A 20781-nucleotide genomic window follows, 5' to 3' on the forward strand; every position below is an offset into this window, starting at 1 on the left:
TAATGGACACCCCCTCCCCCCTCCCCGATCTGCCGCCGCCCTCGCCGTCGGATCCGCCCTATCTGCAGGGCCTGAACGGCCCGCAGCGGCAGGCCGTTCTCACCACCGAAGGGCCAGTGCTGATGCTCGCCGGGGCCGGCACGGGCAAGACCGCCGCACTGACGGCACGGCTGGCGCATATCATCGCGACGCGGCGCGCCTGGCCGTCGGAAATCCTGGCCGTCACCTTCACCAACAGGGCAGCGCGCGAGATGCGCGAACGCATCGGGCGGATGATCGGCGACGCGGTCGAGGGCATGCGCTGGCTGGGCACTTTTCACAGCATCTGCGCGAAAATGCTGCGCCGTCACGCCGAACTCGTCGGCCTGCAAAGCAATTTCACCATCCTCGACACCGACGACCAGCTTCGCGTGCTCAAGCAGATCATCCAGACCGAGGGGCTCGATGAAAAGCGCTGGCCGGCGCGCCAGCTCGCGGCGCTGATCGACAAGTGGAAGAACCGCGGCCTGACGCCGCCCGACCTTGATGCGGGTGACAAGGAAGCCTATGCCGACGGCAAGGGCGGCCATTTCTATGCGCTGTATCAGGCGCGGCTGAAGACGCTCAACGCCTGCGATTTCGGCGACCTGCTGCTGCACATGCTGGTGATTCTGAAAAATCACCGCGATGTGCTCGAACAGTATCAGCAGCGCTTCAAATATATCCTCGTCGATGAATATCAGGATACCAACGCCAGCCAGTATCTCTGGCTGCGGCTGCTGGCGCAGGCGCGCAAGAATATCTGCTGCGTCGGCGACGACGACCAGTCGATCTATTCGTGGCGCGGCGCCGAGGTCGCGAACATCCTGCGCTTCGAAAAGGACTTTCCCGGCGCGACGGTAATCCGGCTCGAGCAGAATTACCGGTCGACCCCGCAGATATTGGCGGCCGCGTCGGCGCTGATTGCGCAGAACAGCGACCGCCTCGGCAAGACGCTGTGGACCGAACTCGATGCGGGCGACAAGGTGCGCGTCGTCGGCGTGTGGGACGGCCCCGAAGAAGCGCGCCGGGTCGGCGAGGAACTGGAAGATTTGCAACGCCGGCGTGTCTCGCTCGACCGCGCCGCCATCCTCGTCCGCGCGCAGTTCCAGACCCGCGAATTCGAGGATCGCTTCATCGCGATCGGCATGCCCTATCGCATCGTCGGCGGCTTCCGCTTCTATGAGCGCGCCGAAATTCGCGATGCGCTCGCCTATTTGCGCCTCGTCCAGTCGCCTGCCGACGATCTGGCGTTCGAGCGGATCGTCAATGTCCCGAAGCGCGGATTGGGCGACAAGGCAGTGGCGCGTATCCACCAGTTCGCACGGATCGACCGGACCCCGCTGTTCCATGCGGCGTCGCGGATTACCGAAACCGACGAGCTGACCCCGCAGGCGCGGCGCCAGCTCGCCAATTTTGTCGCCATGATGCGCGGCTGGCAATCGAAGGCGAGCGAGCTGTCGCATCCCGAGTTGACGCAGCTCATCCTCGATGAATCGGGCTATACCGCGATGCTTCAGGCCGATCGCAGCGCCGAGGCGGCGGGACGGCTTGAAAACCTCTCCGAACTCGTTCGCGCGATGGAAGAATATGACTCGCTCGAAGCCTTCCTCGAGCATGTCAGCCTGGTGATGGACCGCGACAATGACGACCAGACCGAAACGGTGACGATCATGACGATCCATGCCGCCAAGGGCCTCGAATTCGATCATGTCTTCCTCGCCGGATGGGAGGACGGCGTCTTTCCGTCGCAACGCGCGATGGATGAAGGCGGGACGGCGAGTCTGGAGGAAGAGCGCCGGCTGGCCTATGTCGCGATCACCCGCGCCCGTCAGCGCGCCAGCATCTATCATGCCGCGAACCGGCGCATCTACGGCCAGTGGATGAGCAGCATCCCGAGCCGCTTTATCGGCGAAATCCCGCCCGAGCATGTGGCAAGCGAGAACAGCTTCGGCGGCGGCCAGAGCCTTTGGCGGGCCAACTGGTCGGCACAGGGCGATCCTTTTGCGCATGTTGCCGAGCGCCAGCCGGCCCGCACGATGACGCGCGGCCCGGCGTGGCAGCGCGCCGTCGCGCAATCATCGACCGTCACTCGCGCGCCCGCGCCGTCCGAGCGAGCGCCCGCCGCATCGGTGGGGGCCAAGCCGCGCGCCGACCTCGCCATCGGTATGCGCGTGTTCCACGAAAAATTCGGCTATGGCGAAATCATCGACATTGACGGCAACAAGCTGGAGGTCGAATTCGAGCAGGCGGGCGCAAAGCGGGTGCTCGACGGCTTTGTGAGGGCGGCATGACAACCAAGGATGAATGGCTGCGCAAAGCACGCGAAGCCCATGGCAGGGGCGATTCAGCCGCCGAAGCAGCGGCGCTCGACGCGCTCATTCGAGCGGATCGGACCAACATCGCGGCGCTGGTCGCGATGGCGGAACTCAAGCGTCGGCTCAATGACGAACGTGCCGCCAGCAGCTTCTATCGCTTGGCGCTGGCAACCGCGACCCAGGCTCGCGAAGTCCATCCTGCGCTGCACCCTTCGTTGCAAAGAGCGGAGCAATATTTGTCCGATGTCGACAATGTTCTGGCCGACCACCTGTTCAACCGCCTTCGCGCAGCCGGACTCGACCAACGCACCGCGACCCCGCGTGTAGCTGAGGCTCTGCGGCTATTATCGGGCGAACAACCGCTGTATCAGCAGCAGCCTAATATGTTCTACTTTCCCGGCCTTGCGCAGCGGGCATTTTTTGATCGGTCGCAATTTGACTGGGTTTCCGAAGTGGAGACCGCCACCGCCGCCATCCGCGACGAGCTGCAAGCCTTGTTGAACGATCCGGGCGAGCATTTTTCGCCCTATGTCGCGGCCAACCCCGATCGACCTCCGCCCAATAATCCATTGCTGGACAAGCCGGACTGGGGTGCGGCTTGGCTGTGGCGAAGTGGCGAGATCGCAAGCGGCATGGATCGCTTGTGCCGTCAAACGCTCGCGGCGCTAGCGCGCGCCCCCCAGCCGGTGATTCCCGGACGCGCACCCATAGCGTTGTTTTCGCGTCTCAAACCCGGAACCCACATTGCGCCGCACCACGGGTTGCTGAACACTCGGCTTATTTGCCATCTGCCACTCGTGGTGCCCGATGGCTGCGGCATCCGCGTCGGCGCCGAAACGCGCGCATGGCGCGAAGGTGAATTGATGATCTTCGACGACAGCTTTGAACATGAAGCGTGGAATCGCGGCACCAGCGACCGCACGGTGCTGTTATTCGAGATATGGCGTCCCGACATCGACGCCGACGAACGCGAGCAGCTCACGATGCTGTTTTCTGCCATCGACGCCTATGATGACGGTCACTGATCAAAAAATTCGAGGAATGTCGCTGGTGGAGCCGAGGGGAATCGAACCCCTGACCTCTGCAGTGCGATTGCAGCGCTCTCCCATCTGAGCTACGGCCCCGCGACGGGGCGCTCTTAACGGGACTGGTTGACACTGGCAACGGCTTTTCTGACGATAGGAAATATCTTCGGATAATTGGGGGAACAATCGATGGCGAAGGCATGGCATCTGGTGCGTCGTCCGCAAGGATTGCCGACGATCGACGATTTTGCGCTGCACGCGCTTCCCGATCTGCCGCTCGAAACCGATCAGCTTCGCGTGCGCAATCACTGGCTGTCGGTCGACCCCTATATGCGCGGCCGGATGAACGATGCCAAAAGCTACGCCGCCTCCTTCCAGCTAGACCAGCCGATGACTGGCGGGGCGATCGGCGAAGTCATAGAAAGTGCAATGGACGGCTTTGCGCCGGGCGACATCATCCTGCACATGGGCGGCTGGCGCGACGGCGGAACCATCGGGCTGGAGATGACGCCGACCAAGCTGCCTGCCGATCTGCTCGCCGCTGGCATGCCGCCCCAGACCTTTCTCCACAATATGGGGCTGACCGGGGGCACCGCGTGGATCGGCCTTCTCCGCATTGCAGCGGCAAAGCCCGGCGACACGGTTTTCGTGTCCGCCGCCGCAGGCGCCGTTGGCTCGGCGGTGGTCCAGATCGCCAAAGCGCGCGAGATGACCGTCATCGGCTCCGCCGGCGGCGCAGAAAAATGCGCCTGGGTCAAGGATCTGGGAGCCGATGCCGTTGTGGATTACAAGGCGGGCCCGCTTGTCCCCGCGCTTACCGAAGCGCTGGACGGCCTCGGCAAAAGCGGCGTCGACGTCTATTTCGACAATGTCGGCGGCGATCATCTCGACGCGGCCTTCGCGGTCGCCAATGATTTCGCCCGCTTTGCCATCTGCGGCATGATCGACGTCTATAATGACGGAAAGCCCCAGGAAATGCGCCACCTGATCCGGACGATCCCGGCGCGTATCCGCATGGAGGGCTTTATCTATACCGACCAGTTCTTCGACTGCATGGAAGAATTCTACGCCGACATGGCAGGGCTGATCGCGAGCGGTGCGGTGACGATGCGTGAAACCGTGCGCGACGGGGTCGAAGCGGCGCCCGACGCGTTCCTTGGTTTGTTTTCCGGCGCGAATATCGGAAAGATGCTCGTCCGCGTCTGACGCGAACGCACCGCCGATCCGGGCCCGGTTTTAGCTACCGAAACCGACCGAAAGGAAGCCCGGCATCGGGCCGTTCCAGCCGTCGTCGGGTTCGTCGTCGCGAACCGGCTTCTGGCGCGGCGCATCGGGCGTCTTGCGTTCGGGGCGCCTGGATGCGCTGCTTTTGGATTCCGCGCGGGGCGCATCGTCCTTCGATTTCGGTTTCGCACCGCCGCGCCGGCTCTTCTTCGCTTGCGGCGGTTGCTTTTCCTTAATCTCTTCGGTGGGTTCCTGACGCTCGCCGCCCGCAAAGATATCGATCTTGTGGCCGGTCAGCTTCTGGATGTTGTCAACCGCCTCCGCATCGGACGGGCTGACGAGCGTGAAAGCGCGGCCCTTCGCCCCTGCCCGCCCGGTACGTCCGATGCGGTGGACATAGTCGTCGGGATGCCAAGGCGCGTCGAAGTTGAAGACGTGGCTGACGCCCTTCACATCGAGACCCCGGGCCGCGACGTCGGACGCGACGAGGATGTTGATGTCGCCCTTTTTGAAGCGATCGAGTTCGGCAATGCGGCTCGACTGATCCATGTCGCCATGGATCTCGCCCGCGCGATAGCGGTAGCGTTGGAGCGATTTGGCGAGCTCACGCACGGTCGTCTTGCGATTGCAGAAGATGATCGCGGTGCTGATATCCTCTTCCTCGAGCAGCCCGCGCAGCGTTTCGCGCTTGCCGCGCTCGCTGGTCTTGACCAGGAACTCGGTAATATTGACGTTGGTGCTCGCGGGCCGCGCGACTTCGATCGTCTTGGGATTCGACAGGAATTTGTCGGCGAGCTTCTTGATCGGCGGCGGCATCGTCGCCGAAAAGAGCAAGGTCTGGCGATTCGCCGGCAGCTTGGTGCAGATATTCTCGATGTCCGGAATGAAGCCCATGTCGAGCATCCGGTCCGCCTCGTCGATGACGAGGAGGTCGCAGCCGGTGAGCAATATCTTGCCGCGCTCGAACAGGTCCATCAGGCGGCCCGGCGTCGCGATCAGCACATCGACGCCCCTTTCGAGCGCCTTGATCTGATCGCCCATCTGGACGCCGCCGATGAGCAACGCCATCGAAAGCTTGTGATATTTGCCGTATTTTTCGAAATTCTCGGCCACCTGCGCCGCAAGTTCGCGCGTCGGTTCGAGGATCAGCGAGCGCGGCATCAGCGCGCGGGCGCGGCCATGCGCCAGAATGTCGATCATCGGCAGCACAAAGGATGCTGTCTTGCCGGTGCCCGTTTGCGCGATGCCGATAATGTCGCGCATCATCAGAACCGAAGGGATGGCGCCCGCCTGGATCGGTGTCGGTTCGTCATAGCCCGCTTCGGTCACAGCGCGCAAAAGTTCGTCGGAAAGGCCGATGTCGGCAAATTTCATAAGGTCATCATGTCCGGAAAAATGTTGCAGCACGGCTTCCCACGCCAGCCGTTGCTGCCGCGCCCCTAGGGGAAGTGGCGGTGAAAAGTCAAGAAAAGCCGACCGATCTGGCCGAAAAATCGCGCGCCGCCCCGCTCAGTCGTCGTCGCGCGCCACCGGGACGAGCAAGCGAAACTCGTCCACCTCGCACTTTGCGCCGGTCCGCGCATGGATTTCGTCACGGCCTTTGCACAGCTGCCCGTCCTTGTTTCCCTTCATGTAGAAGCCGGCATAGAAGTCGAGCGCCCGACAGCCGCGGTTCAACTGGGCACGCAGCAACTGCTTCTGGCGGGTGATCAGATCGATGCTGTCGCGCTGCACTGCCTCCATCCGCACGATGTTCTTCATCGCGACGCAGCGCGGCCCCTTCTTTTCCTTCCAGACCACCTGCGCTTCGCGCGGACGAACGGGCGGTGGCGGCGGCGCGGGGGCTGCGAAATTATTGATCGGACTACGCTGTGCCGGAACACGGATGATGATCTGCTGCTCGATCACGACTTGGAAAAAGCCGGCATCAGGGGGGGCAATGGCGGGTATGGACGCCTCCACCGGCGGCAGCGTTGCCGCGATGGGCACGTCCGACGCGGGCGCAGCCGCCGCGACCAGCAGGGCCAGCGCCGTCACCATGGATGCGCCCGCTCCGCATCACTGTGCCAGGCCATGGCGTTCACCCGATACTCCCGTTCGCTGCAAAGCCCCACAAGGTGGCAATTCATCTGCCAACCCTTTAACGACCATGATTGAACAGCAAATGAATTGATGTCGACCCCTATTGCGCGCCCGCGCCCCAACGAGACGCCCTGCATGACCCAACCGCCCTCCGCCGACCTGCTAAACCACCTCGCCGAGCTGCTGGGCCCCAAGGGGTTCAGCCGCGATCCGGACGATATGGCACCCTGGCTCACGGATTGGCGCGGCCGTTATCGAGGCCAAGCGGCCGCCATGCTTTCCCCGGCCAATCGTGACGAGGTCGCCGCAGTCGTCAGGCTCTGCGCCGCGGAGCAGGTTGCCATCGTCCCGCAAGGCGGAAACAGCGGCATGGTTGGTGGCGCAACGCCCGACGCGACGGGCAACCAGCTTCTGCTCAGCCTGCGGCGCATGAACCGGATCCGTAATATCGACGTCGCCGCCGGATTGGCGATCGTCGAAGCGGGGGTCGTGCTCGAACATCTGCATGGTGCAGCCCTTGCGCACGGACTGCGCTTTCCGCTCACCCTCGGCGGCAAGGGGTCAGCGACGGTCGGCGGGCTGGTTTCGACCAATGCCGGCGGAACGCAGGTGTTGCGGTTCGGAACGATGCGGGCGCTGGTCGAAGGCGTTGAGGCGGTTCTGCCCGACGGCGAGCTTCTCGACGCGCTGGCCCCGCTCAAGAAGGATAATCGCGGCTATGACCTGCGGCATCTATTCTGCGGCGCCGAGGGCACGATCGGCGTCGTCACCGCCGCGACGCTGCGCCTCGTCCCCGCCGCGGCCGCGCGCTGCACGGCGTGGATCGGCCTTGCTTCGCCCGACGATGCGCTGCGCCTCCTGCGCCGGCTCGACGCCGCGCTCGGTCGCACGCTCGAAGGCTTTGAACTCATCCCCGACGCCTGCCTGCAGGCCGTGCTGCGCCATATTCCGCAGACCCGCGCGCCGCTCGCTGCCTCCGATCCCTGGTATGCGCTCGTCGAGCTGGCCGGTGATGATGGTGATGCGTTGACCGAAGCGCTGGAATCATCGCTTGCAAAGGCACTCGAGGACGGGCTGATCCGTGACGTCGCGATTGCCAAGAGCGAAAGCGAAAGCGAGCAATTCTGGCGTCTGCGCGATTCGATCTCGGAGGCCGAGCGCGCCGAAGGTCCGGCCCTCCAGCATGACGTCAGCGTTCCAGTCGACCGGATGCCGCAGTTCATTGCGGAAAACCCCGCGCGCCTCGATGCCGCATTTCCGGGTACCCGGGCGCTGTCCTTCGGCCATCTTGGCGACGGAAACGTCCACCATCATGTCCAGCCACCAATGGGCGTCGACGGTCGTGCATGGCTCGCGGCGCATGGTGAGGACGCAAGCCGGATCGTCTACACCCACGTACTCGAACTCGGCGGCTCGATCTCGGCCGAACATGGTATAGGGCAGATGAAGCGCGACATGCTCGCCGAACTCGACAGCCCCGCCCGCCTCGCCGCGCTGCGTGCGGTGAAAGACGGACTCGATCCGCTGGGGCTATTCAATCCCGGCAAGTTGGTCGCCCAGAAGGCGCCCTTGGCCTAACGCCCCTTGCGCCGCGCCGCGCCTGCCAATAAGGCGCGCGATTATTCCTTTCGCCCTCGATCCCTTTGGGGGCGCCAATCCGGAGTTTCATCATGGCCACAGCGCCCGCCAACAACCTGCCGCTTTTCTATGGCGACCTCGTTCCGCTTTCGAGCGTCGATCACGTCGATTTCCACGCCCGTCCGCTCGCCGAAGCGAAGTTTCTCGTCGGCCAGCATGCGATTCCGCTGACCGCCGACGAATTCACCTCGGCTTGCCGCTTCTTTCCGATCATCTTTTCGGCTGGCGACAATCCGGTTCCGCTGGCGCTCATGGGCCTCAACGAAGGCGTCAACGTCTTCGTTGACGACGAAGGCAAGCTGAAGAATCCGGTTTATGTTCCGGCCTATATTCGCCGCTACCCCTTCCTTCTCGCGCGCCTCAACCCGGGCAGCGAAGAATTGTCGCTCTGCTTCGACCCGACCTCTGGCGCCGTCGGCAAGTTCGACGAGGGCGACGCCCTGTTCGTTGACGGCCAGCCGAGCGAACAGACCAAAGCCGTGCTCGATTTCTGCCGCAACTTCGAAGAAGCCGGGCAGCGCACCGGCATGTTGGTCGACGAACTCAAGAAGGCCGACCTGCTGATGGATGGCGAAGTCGCCATCCAGCCCGACGGTTCGGACAAGCCCTTCGTCTATCGCGGTTTCCAGATGGTCGACGAAAACAAGCTGCGCGAACTGCGCGGCGATGTGTTGCGCAAGCTGATGCAGAACGGCACCTTGCCGCTCATCTATGCGCACCTGCTTTCGCTCCAGCTGATGCGCGACATCTTTGCCGAACAGGTAAAAGCTGGCAAGGTGCCGGCAATGACGGACGCCCCCGTCGCCTAAGGAGAACGCGATATGGCCACCCTCGCCGATGCCGGATCGACCGCCGACCCGCGCTATACGAAGGTGGCCATATGGCTGCATTGGCTGATCGGCCTTTCGGTCATCGTCAATATCGGCCTTGCGATGCTGACCGAAGGTCTGCCGCGCGAAGCGCACCGCGAAGCGATGAACGTCCACAAGGCGCTGGGGATAACGATCCTCGTGCTGACCGCGCTGCGCATATTGTGGCGCCTCGGGCACAAGCCTCCGCCGCTGCCCGCCGGAACGCCCGCATGGCAGCGTCCGGTCAGCAAAATCCTGCATTTCCTGTTCTATCTGCTGCTGATCCTGCTGCCGCTGTCGGGCTGGGTCTGGATGTCCGCCGCCGATCGGCCGATCGACTTCTTCGGATTGTTCACCGTGCCGTCGATCGCCGCGCCGTCAAAAGCGCTCGCCGACACGCTGCACGAACGGCACGAACTGCTGGGCATCACCATGCTCGTGCTCGTCGTCATCCACATATTGGCGGTGCTGAAGCATCAATATGTCGACCGCACGCGCCTGATGGGCCGGATGAACCCCTTCTGATCCATGCCGCTTGGCGGTCGATCAGAAGTCGATCGCCAGACCCTTCAATTCCCAGTCGCCATAGCGTACCGGGTTGCGGCCGCCGGGCTGCGCCTCCGCGGCGTCTTCGACAATCGGTTGCGGCTTGGGCAGCGGTTCGTTGGTCCAGTTTGCGGGCGGCTTGACGTCGCCCGGGCGCTTGGTCGCGCGGGGCGTGCCGCCAATATGGTCGGATTGAGGATCGTGCGCCATGATGAATCCGATATAGGACGTAGTGATGAAGAACGCCAATGATAGCCGACCGAAAATGCCCGAGCGCCGCGGGCGCCAGTCACGAGGCGGCGAAAGTGAGCCCGCCGGCACCGCGCCACGCCGCGCCGCGCTGCGCCTGCTCGACGCAGTGCTGCGCCGCGGTGAAGCGCTCGACATCGCGGCGCATGCCGCCACGCAGGGCCTCCCGCCGTCCGATCGGGCCTTCGCCATTGCCATCGCGTCGGAAACACTGCGCTGGATGGTCGACCTCGATGCGCTGATCGATAGCGCAACGCCCCAGCCGCTGCCCGAGGACGTGAAGTCGCGCGCCGTGCTGCGGCTCGCGCTCGCCCAATTGCTCGCGCTCGGCAGTCCGCCGCATGCGGTGGTTGCCACCGCGCTGCCGCTCGTAGCGGGTGGGCCGCGGCGACTGGTTCACGCGCTTCTGTCGCGCGCACAACAAGACGCGTGGAAACTACCCGAGCGCGCGAGCCTGCCGCCCGCGACGGCGGCGCGCTGGCACGATGCCTGGGGCGCCGAGACGGTTGCCGCGGCCGAACATGGCTGGAGCGCACCGCCGCCGATCGACCTGAGCTTTGCAGCCGAGCCCGACGCCGCGGGATGGGCCGAAGCCCGATCGCTCGCACCGCGGCACTATCGCCTGCCGCGGGGCAGCGCGGTCGAAGACCTGCCCGGCTTCCGCGATGGCGGCTGGTGGGTGCAGGATCTTGCCGCCAGCATCCCGGCCCGCCTGCTTGGTCAGGGCAATGGCCGATCGGTGTTCGACCTGTGCGCCGCGCCGGGCGGAAAGACGATGCAGCTCGCGGCGGCGGGCTGGGCGGTGACGGCCGTCGACACCAGCGCGCGCCGGCTCGAACGACTGACCGACAATTTGCGCCGGACGCAGCAGACCGCGGAGATCATTCAGGCTGACATCCGGCGCTGGGAGCCGGACGCACAGGCCGATGCCGTGCTGCTCGACGCCCCCTGTTCGGCAACCGGCATTTTCCGTCGCCATCCCGATGTGCTGCACCGCGTCGAAGACCGCCAGATCGACGAGCTTGCGGTGCTGCAAGGCGAGTTGCTCGCGCGCGCCGCCGGTTGGGTCAAGCCGGGCGGGTCCCTCGTCTATGCGACCTGCTCGCTGGAGCGCGCCGAGGGTGAGGAGCAGATCAAGGCGTTTCTGGACGCCCACCCGGCATGGCAGATCGACCCCGTACGGCCTGACGAACTGCCGCAGGGCGTAACGCCGGATGCGATGAGCTGCGTCAGAACCTTGCCGGGGATGCTGGCTGACGCAGGCGGGCTCGACGGCTTTTTCGTAGCGCGGCTGCGCGCGCCGTCAACCTGACGCGCGTCAGACGAAAACCCCGGCGACGAGCGAACTCGCCAGCCGGAACGCCCGATCGACGCGCCGATTGACAAGGCAGCGCACCACCGTACGGGTCGCGGCCTCCAGCCGCACGCCGCTCGCCAGCCGCTTGCAATAGTCGACGAACTCACTGTCGGCCATGCTGGCGACAGCATAGCGGCGTGCGGCGATGATATCGGTCTCCACCATTCGCCCGATGCCCGGCTTTTTGAGCAGCGCATCGAGATCGGCGAGAGGCGGCAGCCGCGCCATGTCGCGGAAGGGATCGGCGGCGCCCGTCTTGCGCACCAGATGCGCGAGCCGGGCATAGGCGGCCTGTTCGGTCTGCTGCGCGTTGTTGGCGACGCTCATCTGTTCGGGCGACCGGCGATAGAGCAGCAGCGTGTCCGGCAGATTGTCGATATCAGCGATCTCGGAGAGCCGCAGAAAGAGGTCGTAATCCTCGCAATAGCCGAACGCCGGGCGATAGAGCCCGGCCTTTCGCAGCGCATCGGTGCGGAACATCACGGTCGGATTGGCGACCGCAGGCCGCAGTTCGAGTTCGGCGCGCACGTCATCGCAGCCCACCGGTTGCCGGAAATGACCGCTCCGTCGGCGCCCGCCATTGTCGATCTCGACATATTGCCCACCGAGCGCACCGAGTGTCGGCGTGCGATCGAAATGCGCCAGCTGCAGCGCGAAACGGTCGGGCAGCGAGATGTCGTCGGCATCCATACGCGCGACGAAGGGCGTTTCGACCAGCGCAAGCATCCGGTTCATGCTCGCAACGATGCCCTGATTGGACTGACGGATCAGCCTAATCCGTCGATCGGCCGCCGCCTTGCGCGCGGCGATGTCCCCCGACGCGTCGGTCGAACCGTCATCGACGATGTAAAAGATAAAATCGCCCATCGTCTGGGCCAAAATGCTGTCGATCGCCGCTTCGACGAAGCGTGCCGCATTATACATGGGCATGACGACGCTGAGCCGCGATGCAGACATGTGGACCGACTTTCAAAAAGCCAGTCAGCTGATTGGGGCAACTGCTGGGACGATATCGATTCGCCATTATCCGCGCCCGGCAGGGCCGTCAATTTGGCTTAACCATGTCCCGGCAGCCCCAAATTGGGGCAGGTCGGTGCCGGCCAACCAACGGTCGGCCGGCACCTTGCGCGCTGAATGCGATCAGAAAACCGCCTTCGGGCTCGCTTCCTTCATCATCGCTGCGCGCACCATCGGGATCGGCGGACCGCCGTAGGAAAGGAATTCGTCGTGGAAGGCCTTCCACTTCGTCTTGTCTCCCTTGGTCCAATCCTCGCGCAGCTTGCGGATCATGAGCTTGCCCATGGTGTAGTTGAGATAGAGCGGATCATAAGTACCACGCGCCGCCTGCTGCCGAGCGTTGCCCTCGTCCTGATAACATTGCTCCTTGAACAGCTTTTCCGAATCCGCGACCGTCATCCCCTTGGTGTGGAGACCGATCGCCGACAGGTAGCGGCAGTTACGCAAAAGCGCGTTCGACAGCTGGCCGATGTGCGTTTCGGGGTCGCCATCGCCGAGCCCTGCATCCCACATCATTTCCTCGGTATAATGCGCCCAGCCCTCAGCGAAGGCATAGCCGACGAACAGCTTGCCGAAGATGCTCTCCGCGCGGTTCGAGTGCAGGAAATTGAGGAAGTGACCCGGCCAGACTTCATGGACCGAGGTGAAGAGCAGATCCTTCTTGCCCGGCACGAAGTCGAGCTGCGTCTGCTTGTCCCAGCTCGGGTCGGGCGGCGAGATGTAATAGACCGACGGCAGGCCCTTCTCATAGGGTCCGGGGATGTCGATATAGGCGCTGTTCTGCCGGTTGTAGGGCGGCGATTCCTCCACCTGCGCCTGTTCGGTGCCCGGGATCGATACCAGATCCTTTTCGACGAGGAAGGCGCGCAGCATCGGAAGCTGGCGCCGCGCCTCGGCCACCGGACCATCGGCGGGCTTGTCGGACCCCATCTTCTTCATGCAATCGGCGATCGTCATGCCCGCGGCATAGGTCGCGCACGCGGCCTTCAACGCATCCTGATTGCGCTTGAGGTCGGCCTGGCCGATCTGCTCGAGTTCGTCGAGCGGCGTGTCCACCGCTTCGTTCGTGAGCAGCATCTTCGAAAATTTGTCGGCGCCGAGCGCCCAGCCGTCGGCGCTGCCCGGCTGCGACGCCACATAGGCGGCAAGATCCTTCATCGCCGCGGCCGCCTTGGCCGCAACTTCGTCGAACTGCTTTTGCAGCGCCGGGTCCTTCACATCGGCAAAGGCGGCCTTGGCATCCCCGGTGTAATAGTCGGCAAAGCCACCGAAACCGGCGCTGCCATATTTGACGAAGGTTGCGGGCATCGGCAGTTTCAGATTGGCCTTGATCTGGGCAGCGGCGGCCGGAACCTTTTCGGCGTAGGAAATGAACGCCTTCATGCGCGTCGCCGGATCGGCATAGGGGCGCGAGATATAGACGTTGGGGTCGAGCTGCCCGACGTAGAAGGCCGGGTTTTTATGCGGGAAATCGGCGTCCTTCAAAAAGAAGAGCTGCCCCTGCGCGACATGGACGAGATAATCGCGCTCGAATTTCTCGGCATCGCTCATCTTGCCATCGAATGCCTGGGCATCGGCGATCGTCTTTTCGAGGAAAGCGATCTGCTTCTGCAATCCGTCCGCCGACCAGTCGGGAAGCTGACCGTCGAACTCATGCTTGCCCTGATAGACTGCAAAATTGGGATTCAGCGGGAAATAGCCGGCAAGAAACTGGTCGCGAAATTCGGTCCAGTTGGCGGCAGAGCCGGCAGACTGCGGCGCCTTTTCGGCGCTGCATGCGGCAAGCACGAGCAGCGCGCCGGCCATCGCCGCGCCGCCGAAGCGGGCAAATTTACGTGTCATTCGATGCGTCTCCCTTGATCGATGGCGACTGTCTGCCACCGCGTCCAACAGGCTGCACCCGATAATCGACGAACGGCGGCGACAAAGCATGCTGGACAGGCGCCAAAAGACGGTTAGGGCAAATCGCAATGGCCTCCTCTTCCTCCATCGACGGCCCGTCGAAGCCCCCCTCCCCGCTCAGCTTCGCCGATTATCGCTATTACTGGTTCGCGCGCTTCACCGCGGTCATGGCGACGATCGCGATGGTCGTCGTCATCGGCTATCAGCTCTATGATACGGCGCGCTCCAGCTATGGCATGTCGATCAAGGAAGCGTCGTTCCAGCTCGGCCTCCTCGGCCTCGTCCAGTTCATTCCGCTTGCGGTGCTGACCCCCGTCGCGGGTTGGGCCGCCGACCGGTTCGAACGGCGCCGCGTCGCGATCTTTTCCAACATGATCGACCTGACGATCGCCGCGACGCTCGGCTGGTTCACCTGGACTGAGGGACTGACGCTTCCGCTGCTCTTCACCCTCGCGGCACTGCACGGCGTCGCCCGCGTTTTTTCCGGCCCGGCGATGAGCGCGATCGCGCCGAATATCGTGCCGCCGGCAGTGCTGCCGCGCGCGATCGCGATGAGCAGCATCGCCTGGCAATCGGCGTCGGTCGTCGGACCGGCGGCGGGCGGCCTGATCTATGCCGTCCATCCGACATCGGTGTATATCTTCGCAGCCGCCTTGCTCGTCCTTTCGGCCTTCACGGTCAGCAGGGTCCGCCCGGTGCTACCGCCGCCCGCTGAAGTGCGCCGACACCCGCTGCGCGAGATGGTCGATGGGCTGCAGTTCGTGTGGACCGAGCGCTTTCTGCTGGGCACCATCACGCTCGACCTGTTCGCGGTGATCCTGTCGGGCGCGACCGCGATGCTGCCCGTCTATGCCCGCGACATATTGCACACGGGGTCCGAAGGGTTGGGTTTTCTGCGCGCGGCCCCCGCGGTCGGCGCCGCGATCATCGCATTGGGCCTCGCGTGGCGGCCCATCGAGCGCAACGTCGGCGTCAAGATGCTGTGGGCTGTCGCGGCATTCGGCGCCGGGACGGTCGCTTTCGGCTTGTCGACCAACTTCCTGCTGTCGCTCGCGCTGCTCGTGGTCATGGGCGCCGCGGACATGTTCTCGGTCTTCGTGCGCGGGACGCTGATTCAGCTCAACACGCCCGACCATATGCGCGGCCGCGTCAGCGCGGCGTCGGGGCTCGCCATCTCTGCGTCGAACGAATTGGGCGAAATGCGCGCCGGCGCAATGGCGGCGGTGCTTGGCCCGGTGAGTGCGGTGGTCGTAGGCGGCGTCGCGGCGATCGGTGTTACTGCGCTGTGGGCCAGAATATTCCCCGAACTGAGGCACGCCCGGACGTTCGAGGCGCGGTTCGACCCGGCGAATGATTGAGCGCTGTTGATGGCGTTTCGGCGCAAAATCGCCCCGCTTTGTCCAGCACCTATTGTCAATGCATTTAATTGAGTTAAAACGGACGCACCCGTCACCGCGGCTTCCCTTCCCTCTCTCGATGGAACGACCGCCATGCACAGCTCGACAATCCGCCACAAAATTCTGACCATCCCGGGCCTCGACAACAGCGGGCCGGGTCACTGGCAAAGCCTGTGGGAACAGAAATTCCCCGATTGCGAACGCATCGACCTTGGCAATTGGAACGCGCCGACCAAGGGCGAATGGGTCCGCCGCATCGCCGACACGATCGCGACCGAGGACGCCCCCGTGCTTGTCGCGGCGCATAGCCTGGGATGCCATGCCTTCGCCCACTGGTTCGCCGGCGCCAGCGCTTTCGCGCGGACGCGGATTGTCGGCGCGCTGCTCGTTGCGCCGCCCGACCTCGCTTTGCTGCGCCGTAGCAATCGCATCACCGGATTCGACGATACCCCGGCCTTTTCTGCGCGAGCTCCGATGATCGTGGTTGCGAGCGACAATGATCCCTACGCCAAGTCCGCGCATGTCTGGCGCCTGTCGCGCAAGTGGGACGCGCGCTTCGTCAATGCCGGCCCCTTCGGGCATATCAACGCCGACTCGGCGATCGGCGACTGGCCTTATGGACAGTATCTGCTGGCGTCGTTACAACCCGCTCCGACGCCCGCCCTGGCCGACGAAAGGCTTTGGGTCCGCGCCGGAGACTGGCCGAACCGGGTGCGCCGCGATCCGCGCTTCGACTTCAAGGAAAGTGCATAGAGACGATGAAAGCCAATTCGATCCTCGAAACCATCGGCAACACGCCGCACATTCGCGTCGCGAAGCTGTTTCCCGACGCCGAAGTCTGGGTGAAGTCCGAACGCGCCAATCCGGGCGGGTCGATCAAGGATCGCATCGGGCTGGCGATGATCGAAGCGGCCGAGCGCGACGGCAGCCTGAAACCGGGCGGCGTCATCGTCGAGCCGACGTCGGGCAACACCGGCATCGGCCTGGCGATGGCCGCCGCGGTCAAGGGATACAAGCTGATCCTCGTCATGCCCGAAAGCATGTCGCTCGAACGCCGGCGCCTCATGCTGGCCTATGGCGCGACCTTCGATCTGACGCCGCGCGAAAAGGGCATGAAGGGCGCCATCGAGCGGGCGATCGAACTGGTCGAGACCACCCCCGGTGCCTGGATGCCGCAGCAGTTTGAGAACGAGGCGAACATCGACGTCCATGTCCGGACCACCGGCCCCGAAATCCTGAACGATTTCAAGGACACGCCGATCGACGCGCTGATTACCGGCGTCGGCACCGGCGGACACATTACCGGCGTTGCGCAATTCTTGAAACAGCATTGGTCCAATCTGAAGGTCTATGCCGTCGAACCCGTTGCTTCGCCGGTCATCTCGGGCGGCCAGCCTGCTCCGCATCCGATCCAGGGCATCGGTGCCGGCTTCATCCCGCGTAACCTGCATACCGATCTGCTCGACGGCGTGATCCAGGTCGATGCCGCCGATGCGAAGGAGATGGCGCGGCGCTCGGCGACCGAGGAAGGGATGCTCGTCGGCATCTCGTCGGGCGCGACGCTGGCGGCGATCAAGCAGAAGCTCGCCGAGCTTCCGGCGGGCAGCCGCGTCCTGGGCTTCAACTACGACACCGGCGAGCGCTATCTGTCGGTGCCCGACTTCCTGCCGGAGATCTGAGCAGCAGCCATGCTCCCAATGGAGCATCCGGATACGACGCAGAACCCGCGCGAATGGCGCGGCTGGCTGTTCGCGCTTTTGAGCTTTGCGGCGATTGCGGCGGTGCTGCATTTCAGCGGACGGGCGAGCCGCCCGCTGCCGGTGATGCCGCACCCCGTTGCGCCGCCCGCCAACGTCGTTCCCGACGTCCAGCCGATGGAGTTCGCCCCGGTTACCGAGCAGGACGCGCGTGCCGAAAATGCGCGCATAGCCTTTGTGACCAAGGGCTTCGTTGCAGCGCGCCCATTCGTCTATCCCGGCGCGGGCGAGGCACGCGACCGCGCCCGCGACTGCATGGCAGCGGCGATGCTTTACGAGGCCGGCGACGATAGCAAGGGACAGCTTGCGGTCGGTCAGGTTGTCATCAACCGCGTCCGCCATCCCGCCTTCCCCAAGACGATCTGCGGCGTCGTATTCCAGGGATCGGAACGCACCACCGGCTGTCAGTTCACCTTCACCTGCGACGGCGCGCTCAATCGCCGCTATTCGGATGCCGCATGGACGCGCGCGCGCAGCAATGCCGATCGCATGCTCGCCGGACTGATCGATCCGAAAGTCGGGCTGGCGACGCATTATCACACCGACTGGGTGCGCCCCTATTGGAGCGACAGTCTGGAAAAGATCGCGAGCGAAGGCACGCACCTCTTTTTCCGCTGGCCCGGTTTCTGGGGAACGCCCGGCGCGTTCCGCGGCGCGGTTTCGGCGAACGACGCGCCGATTGCGAAGATGGCGGGCCTGTCCCCCGCCCATGCGCTTGCCCTCGCGCCGCCAAGCGACCTGGCCGAAGGCGCCGCCAGCATTGGCCCGGTCAAGCTGGTGACGGGGGCAGGAGACGCGGTGGGGCGCGATACCATCTATGTCCAGCTCGACCGCCGCGCCACACCCGAAAGTTTCGTCACGCTCGCGCTGCGTCTTTGCGGCGAACGCCCCTATTGCAAGTTCATGGGCTGGACCAACCCGGTCATGAAGCCCGACAGCGACGCGATGAACGACATGCAGCGCGCGGCGATGAGCTTTTCCTATCTGCGCGACGAAAAATCGGGCTTTGAAAAGGCGCTGTGGAACTGCAGCGAATATGCGCGCGACGACACGCGGCAGTGCATGAAGCGCTGAGCGAAGCGATCCAGCCTGGTTCAATCAACCCCGGATCACTTCGCTCGCAGTGCTGCAGCCCCTTTGAAGGCTCCAGCGCTCATCCATGCGGACGGATCAAATATTTCTCGCCCGTGCGCTTCGCATTATAGGCGTGCGCGACGTCGAGGTTGAGCGCGTCGGCCAGCGAAATCTGGTGGCTGTAATGGCTCTTGAAGGTCGTCGTCAGTTCGTCGACGACACGCTGACGCATCCGCATAGCCGTCTCCATCCCCGCCTTTTGCAGGAAGGGCGTGAGCAGGAAGCCCGAGAGCGACCAGCTGAAGCCGAAGCTGCGGTTCAGCAGCGTCGGACCAAGGTCGAGCGCGCCGTAGATATAGACTTGTTTGAAAGTGTCCGAGCCATAGCGGCTGTAGCTCGTCATGCGCTTGACCGCCGCCGCTTCCATCGCGGCGAGAATCTGGCCCGCAAGCTTGCCGCCGCCGATCGCATCGAAGCCGATCGTGGCGCCGGTTTCGGTGATCGCGGCGACGAGTTGGTCGACGAAATCATCGTCGCTGCTATTCACGATATGCGTCGCACCGATGCCCTTCAGCAATTCGACCTGCGCCGCGCTGCGCACAATATTGACCAGCGGGATATTGTCCTTGGCGCAGATCTTGACGAGCATCTGGCCGAGGTTCGACGCCGCGGCGGTGTGAACGATCGCGCTATGCCCCTCCATCCGCATCGTTTCGGTGAAAGCGAGGCTGGTGAGCGGATTGACGAAGCAGGAGGCCCCATCGACCGGATCGGTGCCATCGGGCAACGGCATCGTCATCTGAACGGGAAGGCAGCGATATTCGGCATACATCTCGCCGCCAAGCAGCGCGACGGTCTTGCCCATCAGCGCCTGCGCCTCGGGCGAGGCCCCCGCCTTGACGACGACGCCGCACCCTTCGTTGCCGATCGGGAGCGCATCGCCGATCCGGCTCGCCATCGCGCGCATGCCGGGCGGCGGAATATCGGCCGTAATCATCGGCAAGCCATCGCGGGTGCCGACGCGCGCGCTGCTCATGTCGGCCCCACCGAACAGCAGGCCAAGGTCGGACGGGTTGATCGGGGTGGTGAGAACCTTCACCAGTACCTCGTGCGGCTTGGGCTCGGGCATCGGGCGGCGTTCGAAATAGACTTCGAGCTCGCCCTCCGGCTTGGCGAGCGTCAGCATCGTCAGATTGGTTTCGGGCAAATCGGTCATCGCACGTCTCCCTTGGCGTAATTTGGTTTCTCGATGCAACGGGTTAGGGCGAAGGGCCGCCGCTGGCAATGCCGCCCGGTTCAGCCGGGCGAATATTCCGACGCGAGGCGCAGCACCTCGTCTGCCAGTTCGCGGCGGCAGATGAGCAGGTCGGGCAGATAGGTATCGGCATTGTTGTAGCGCAGCGGCGAGCCATCGACGCGGCTGACGTGCAGCCCCGCAGCCTGCGCAACCGCAACGGGCGCGCAATTGTCCCATTCATATTGGCCGCCGGTGTGCAGATAGATGTCGGCCTCGCCGCGCACCACGGCCATGGCCTTCGCTCCGGCCGAGCCCATCGCAAGCAGGTCCGCACCCATCCGTTCGGCGACCTGAACCGCCTCGGCAGCGGGGCGGGTGCGGCTGACAAGCATCCGCAGCGGCTCGTTGGCAGGCGCCAATGCGGTCGGCGCGCCCGAGGTCAGCGTCAGCCCGAGCCCTGGCAACGCGACCGCACCGACGCTGGCGACGCCATCGATCGCGAGCGCGACATGCACCGCCCAGTCGGACCGGCCCTCGCCAAATTCGCGCGTGCCGTCGAGCGGATCGACGATCCACACGCGGTGACTGGCAAGTCGCGCCGGATTGTCCTTTTCCTCTTCTGACAAGATCGCATCGTCGGGACGCGCCGCGCGAAGTTCGCGGCAGAGCATCGCGTTGGCGGCCTCGTCACCCGCCTGCCCCAGCACCTTGCCCGCAAGATCGCCCGCCGCGCGCAGATCGAGCAGGATACGGCCGGCGGCGTCGACGAGCCGCGCCGCCAATTGTTCGTCATTCTCGGTCATGGCTGCGTGCCAGAGCCGTCGCCGCCGCGTTCGTCAAGCCTTTCGGCTCCCGACTCGCGCGGCGTCTTGTCCATGCCCCAGGTCACGCGGCTCCACGCGCGTTCGTGCACATAATAGAGCAGCATCTTGGTCAGCACTTCGGTGCTCGCAATTGCGCCGGCGGCCTTCACATTGGCGGTGAAGATGTAGCTGAGGATGAAGGTGTCGATGCTGCCCAGAGCGCGCCAGCTGACCGCCTTGGCGAAAGATCGGCTGTGCGCCTCGCGGCCCCGGAACAGCAGCACCG

19 protein-coding genes and 1 tRNA gene are annotated in these 20781 nt (G+C 64.4%); 11 read left to right on the forward strand and 9 right to left on the reverse strand.

The window, feature by feature from the left end; genetic code table 11:
• Positions 1–2 precede the first annotated feature (2 nt).
• Both ATE59_RS06665 and ATE59_RS06670 read left to right on the forward strand, forming a co-directional pair.
• A complete protein-coding gene (locus tag ATE59_RS06665) occupies positions 3–2312 on the forward strand; it encodes an ATP-dependent helicase (protein ID WP_058811666.1) in 2310 nt (769 codons plus the stop codon).
• A complete protein-coding gene (locus ATE59_RS06670; protein WP_058811667.1) occupies positions 2309–3361 on the forward strand; it encodes an aspartyl/asparaginyl beta-hydroxylase domain-containing protein in 1053 nt (350 codons plus the stop codon). The genes ATE59_RS06665 and ATE59_RS06670 overlap by 4 nt, the downstream gene beginning before the upstream one ends.
• 23 nt (positions 3362–3384) lie before the next feature.
• Here ATE59_RS06670 and ATE59_RS06675 read toward each other — a convergent pair.
• A tRNA-Ala gene (locus tag ATE59_RS06675) sits at positions 3385–3460 on the reverse strand.
• 90 nt (positions 3461–3550) lie between these two features.
• On the opposite strand from ATE59_RS06675, the gene ATE59_RS06680 reads away from it, so the two are divergent.
• A complete protein-coding gene (locus ATE59_RS06680; protein ID WP_082657328.1) occupies positions 3551–4567 on the forward strand; it encodes an NADP-dependent oxidoreductase in 1017 nt (338 codons plus the stop codon).
• A gap of 30 nt (positions 4568–4597) precedes the next feature.
• Here the strand turns inward: ATE59_RS06680 and ATE59_RS06685 are convergent, their stop codons facing one another.
• Positions 4598–5959 carry a DEAD/DEAH box helicase gene (locus ATE59_RS06685; protein ID WP_058811668.1) on the reverse strand — a complete coding sequence of 454 codons (1362 nt, stop codon included), beginning with the start codon at positions 5957–5959 and terminating at the stop codon, positions 4598–4600.
• A 135-nt stretch (positions 5960–6094) separates the two neighbouring features.
• Entirely contained in the window at positions 6095–6625 is a 531-nt protein-coding gene (locus ATE59_RS06690) for a hypothetical protein (RefSeq protein ID WP_058811669.1), read from the reverse strand.
• A 177-nt stretch (positions 6626–6802) separates the two neighbouring features.
• Between ATE59_RS06690 and ATE59_RS06695 the strand changes: the two genes are divergently transcribed.
• From ATE59_RS06695 to ATE59_RS06705, 3 genes are all read left to right on the forward strand, one after another.
• On the forward strand, positions 6803–8245 hold the full coding sequence (locus ATE59_RS06695) for an FAD-binding oxidoreductase (RefSeq protein ID WP_058811670.1): 1443 nt from the start codon (positions 6803–6805) through the stop codon (positions 8243–8245).
• A gap of 92 nt (positions 8246–8337) precedes the next feature.
• Complete coding sequence (locus ATE59_RS06700) at positions 8338–9114, forward strand: SapC family protein (RefSeq protein ID WP_003051455.1); 777 nt, start codon at positions 8338–8340, stop codon at positions 9112–9114.
• Between the two features lie 12 nt (positions 9115–9126).
• Positions 9127–9681: a cytochrome b gene (locus tag ATE59_RS06705; RefSeq protein WP_058811671.1), complete on the forward strand. Its 555-nt coding sequence runs from the start codon at positions 9127–9129 to the stop codon at positions 9679–9681.
• A gap of 21 nt (positions 9682–9702) precedes the next feature.
• Here the strand turns inward: ATE59_RS06705 and ATE59_RS06710 are convergent, their stop codons facing one another.
• Entirely contained in the window at positions 9703–9912 is a 210-nt protein-coding gene (locus ATE59_RS06710; protein ID WP_058811901.1) for a DUF1674 domain-containing protein, read from the reverse strand.
• A gap of 55 nt (positions 9913–9967) precedes the next feature.
• On the opposite strand from ATE59_RS06710, the gene ATE59_RS06715 reads away from it, so the two are divergent.
• Positions 9968–11263, forward strand: a complete 1296-nt coding sequence (locus tag ATE59_RS06715; protein ID WP_058811672.1) for an RsmB/NOP family class I SAM-dependent RNA methyltransferase — start codon at positions 9968–9970, stop codon at positions 11261–11263.
• Positions 11264–11269: 6 nt separating this feature from the next.
• Here the strand turns inward: ATE59_RS06715 and ATE59_RS06720 are convergent, their stop codons facing one another.
• Both ATE59_RS06720 and ATE59_RS06725 read right to left on the reverse strand, forming a co-directional pair.
• Positions 11270–12265 carry a glycosyltransferase gene (locus ATE59_RS06720; RefSeq protein WP_082657329.1) on the reverse strand — a complete coding sequence of 332 codons (996 nt, stop codon included), beginning with the start codon at positions 12263–12265 and terminating at the stop codon, positions 11270–11272.
• A 183-nt stretch (positions 12266–12448) separates the two neighbouring features.
• Complete coding sequence (locus tag ATE59_RS06725; RefSeq protein WP_058811674.1) at positions 12449–14167, reverse strand: DUF885 domain-containing protein; 1719 nt, start codon at positions 14165–14167, stop codon at positions 12449–12451.
• Between the two features lie 128 nt (positions 14168–14295).
• Here ATE59_RS06725 and ATE59_RS06730 point away from each other — a divergent pair, with 128 nt between their 5' ends.
• The 4 genes from ATE59_RS06730 (at position 14296) to ATE59_RS06745 (ending at position 18455) form a co-directional block, all read left to right on the forward strand.
• Positions 14296–15585, forward strand: a complete 1290-nt coding sequence (locus tag ATE59_RS06730) for an MFS transporter (protein WP_058811675.1) — start codon at positions 14296–14298, stop codon at positions 15583–15585.
• Between the two features lie 132 nt (positions 15586–15717).
• Entirely contained in the window at positions 15718–16377 is a 660-nt protein-coding gene (locus tag ATE59_RS06735; RefSeq protein ID WP_058811676.1) for an RBBP9/YdeN family alpha/beta hydrolase, read from the forward strand.
• A 5-nt stretch (positions 16378–16382) separates the two neighbouring features.
• Entirely contained in the window at positions 16383–17303 is a 921-nt protein-coding gene (cysK, locus tag ATE59_RS06740) for a cysteine synthase A (protein ID WP_058811677.1), read from the forward strand.
• A gap of 18 nt (positions 17304–17321) precedes the next feature.
• A complete protein-coding gene (locus tag ATE59_RS06745; RefSeq protein ID WP_058811678.1) occupies positions 17322–18455 on the forward strand; it encodes a cell wall hydrolase in 1134 nt (377 codons plus the stop codon).
• Between the two features lie 79 nt (positions 18456–18534).
• On the opposite strand, the gene ATE59_RS06750 is transcribed toward ATE59_RS06745, so the two are convergent.
• The 3 genes from ATE59_RS06750 to ATE59_RS06760 form a co-directional block, all read right to left on the reverse strand.
• Complete coding sequence (locus ATE59_RS06750; protein ID WP_058811679.1) at positions 18535–19671, reverse strand: zinc-binding dehydrogenase; 1137 nt, start codon at positions 19669–19671, stop codon at positions 18535–18537.
• Between the two features lie 80 nt (positions 19672–19751).
• On the reverse strand, positions 19752–20495 hold the full coding sequence (locus tag ATE59_RS06755; protein WP_058811680.1) for a 3'(2'),5'-bisphosphate nucleotidase CysQ: 744 nt from the start codon (positions 20493–20495) through the stop codon (positions 19752–19754).
• The gene (locus tag ATE59_RS06760; protein WP_058811681.1) at positions 20492–20779 is read right to left on the reverse strand and encodes a DUF2061 domain-containing protein; all 288 of its coding nucleotides are present in this window, start codon (positions 20777–20779) and stop codon (positions 20492–20494) included. The genes ATE59_RS06755 and ATE59_RS06760 overlap by 4 nt, the downstream gene beginning before the upstream one ends.
• Between the last annotated feature and the right edge of the window lie 2 nt (positions 20780–20781).

The organism is Sphingopyxis sp. A083 (assembly GCF_001468495.1).
Lineage (GTDB): Bacteria > Pseudomonadota > Alphaproteobacteria > Sphingomonadales > Sphingomonadaceae > Sphingopyxis > Sphingopyxis terrae.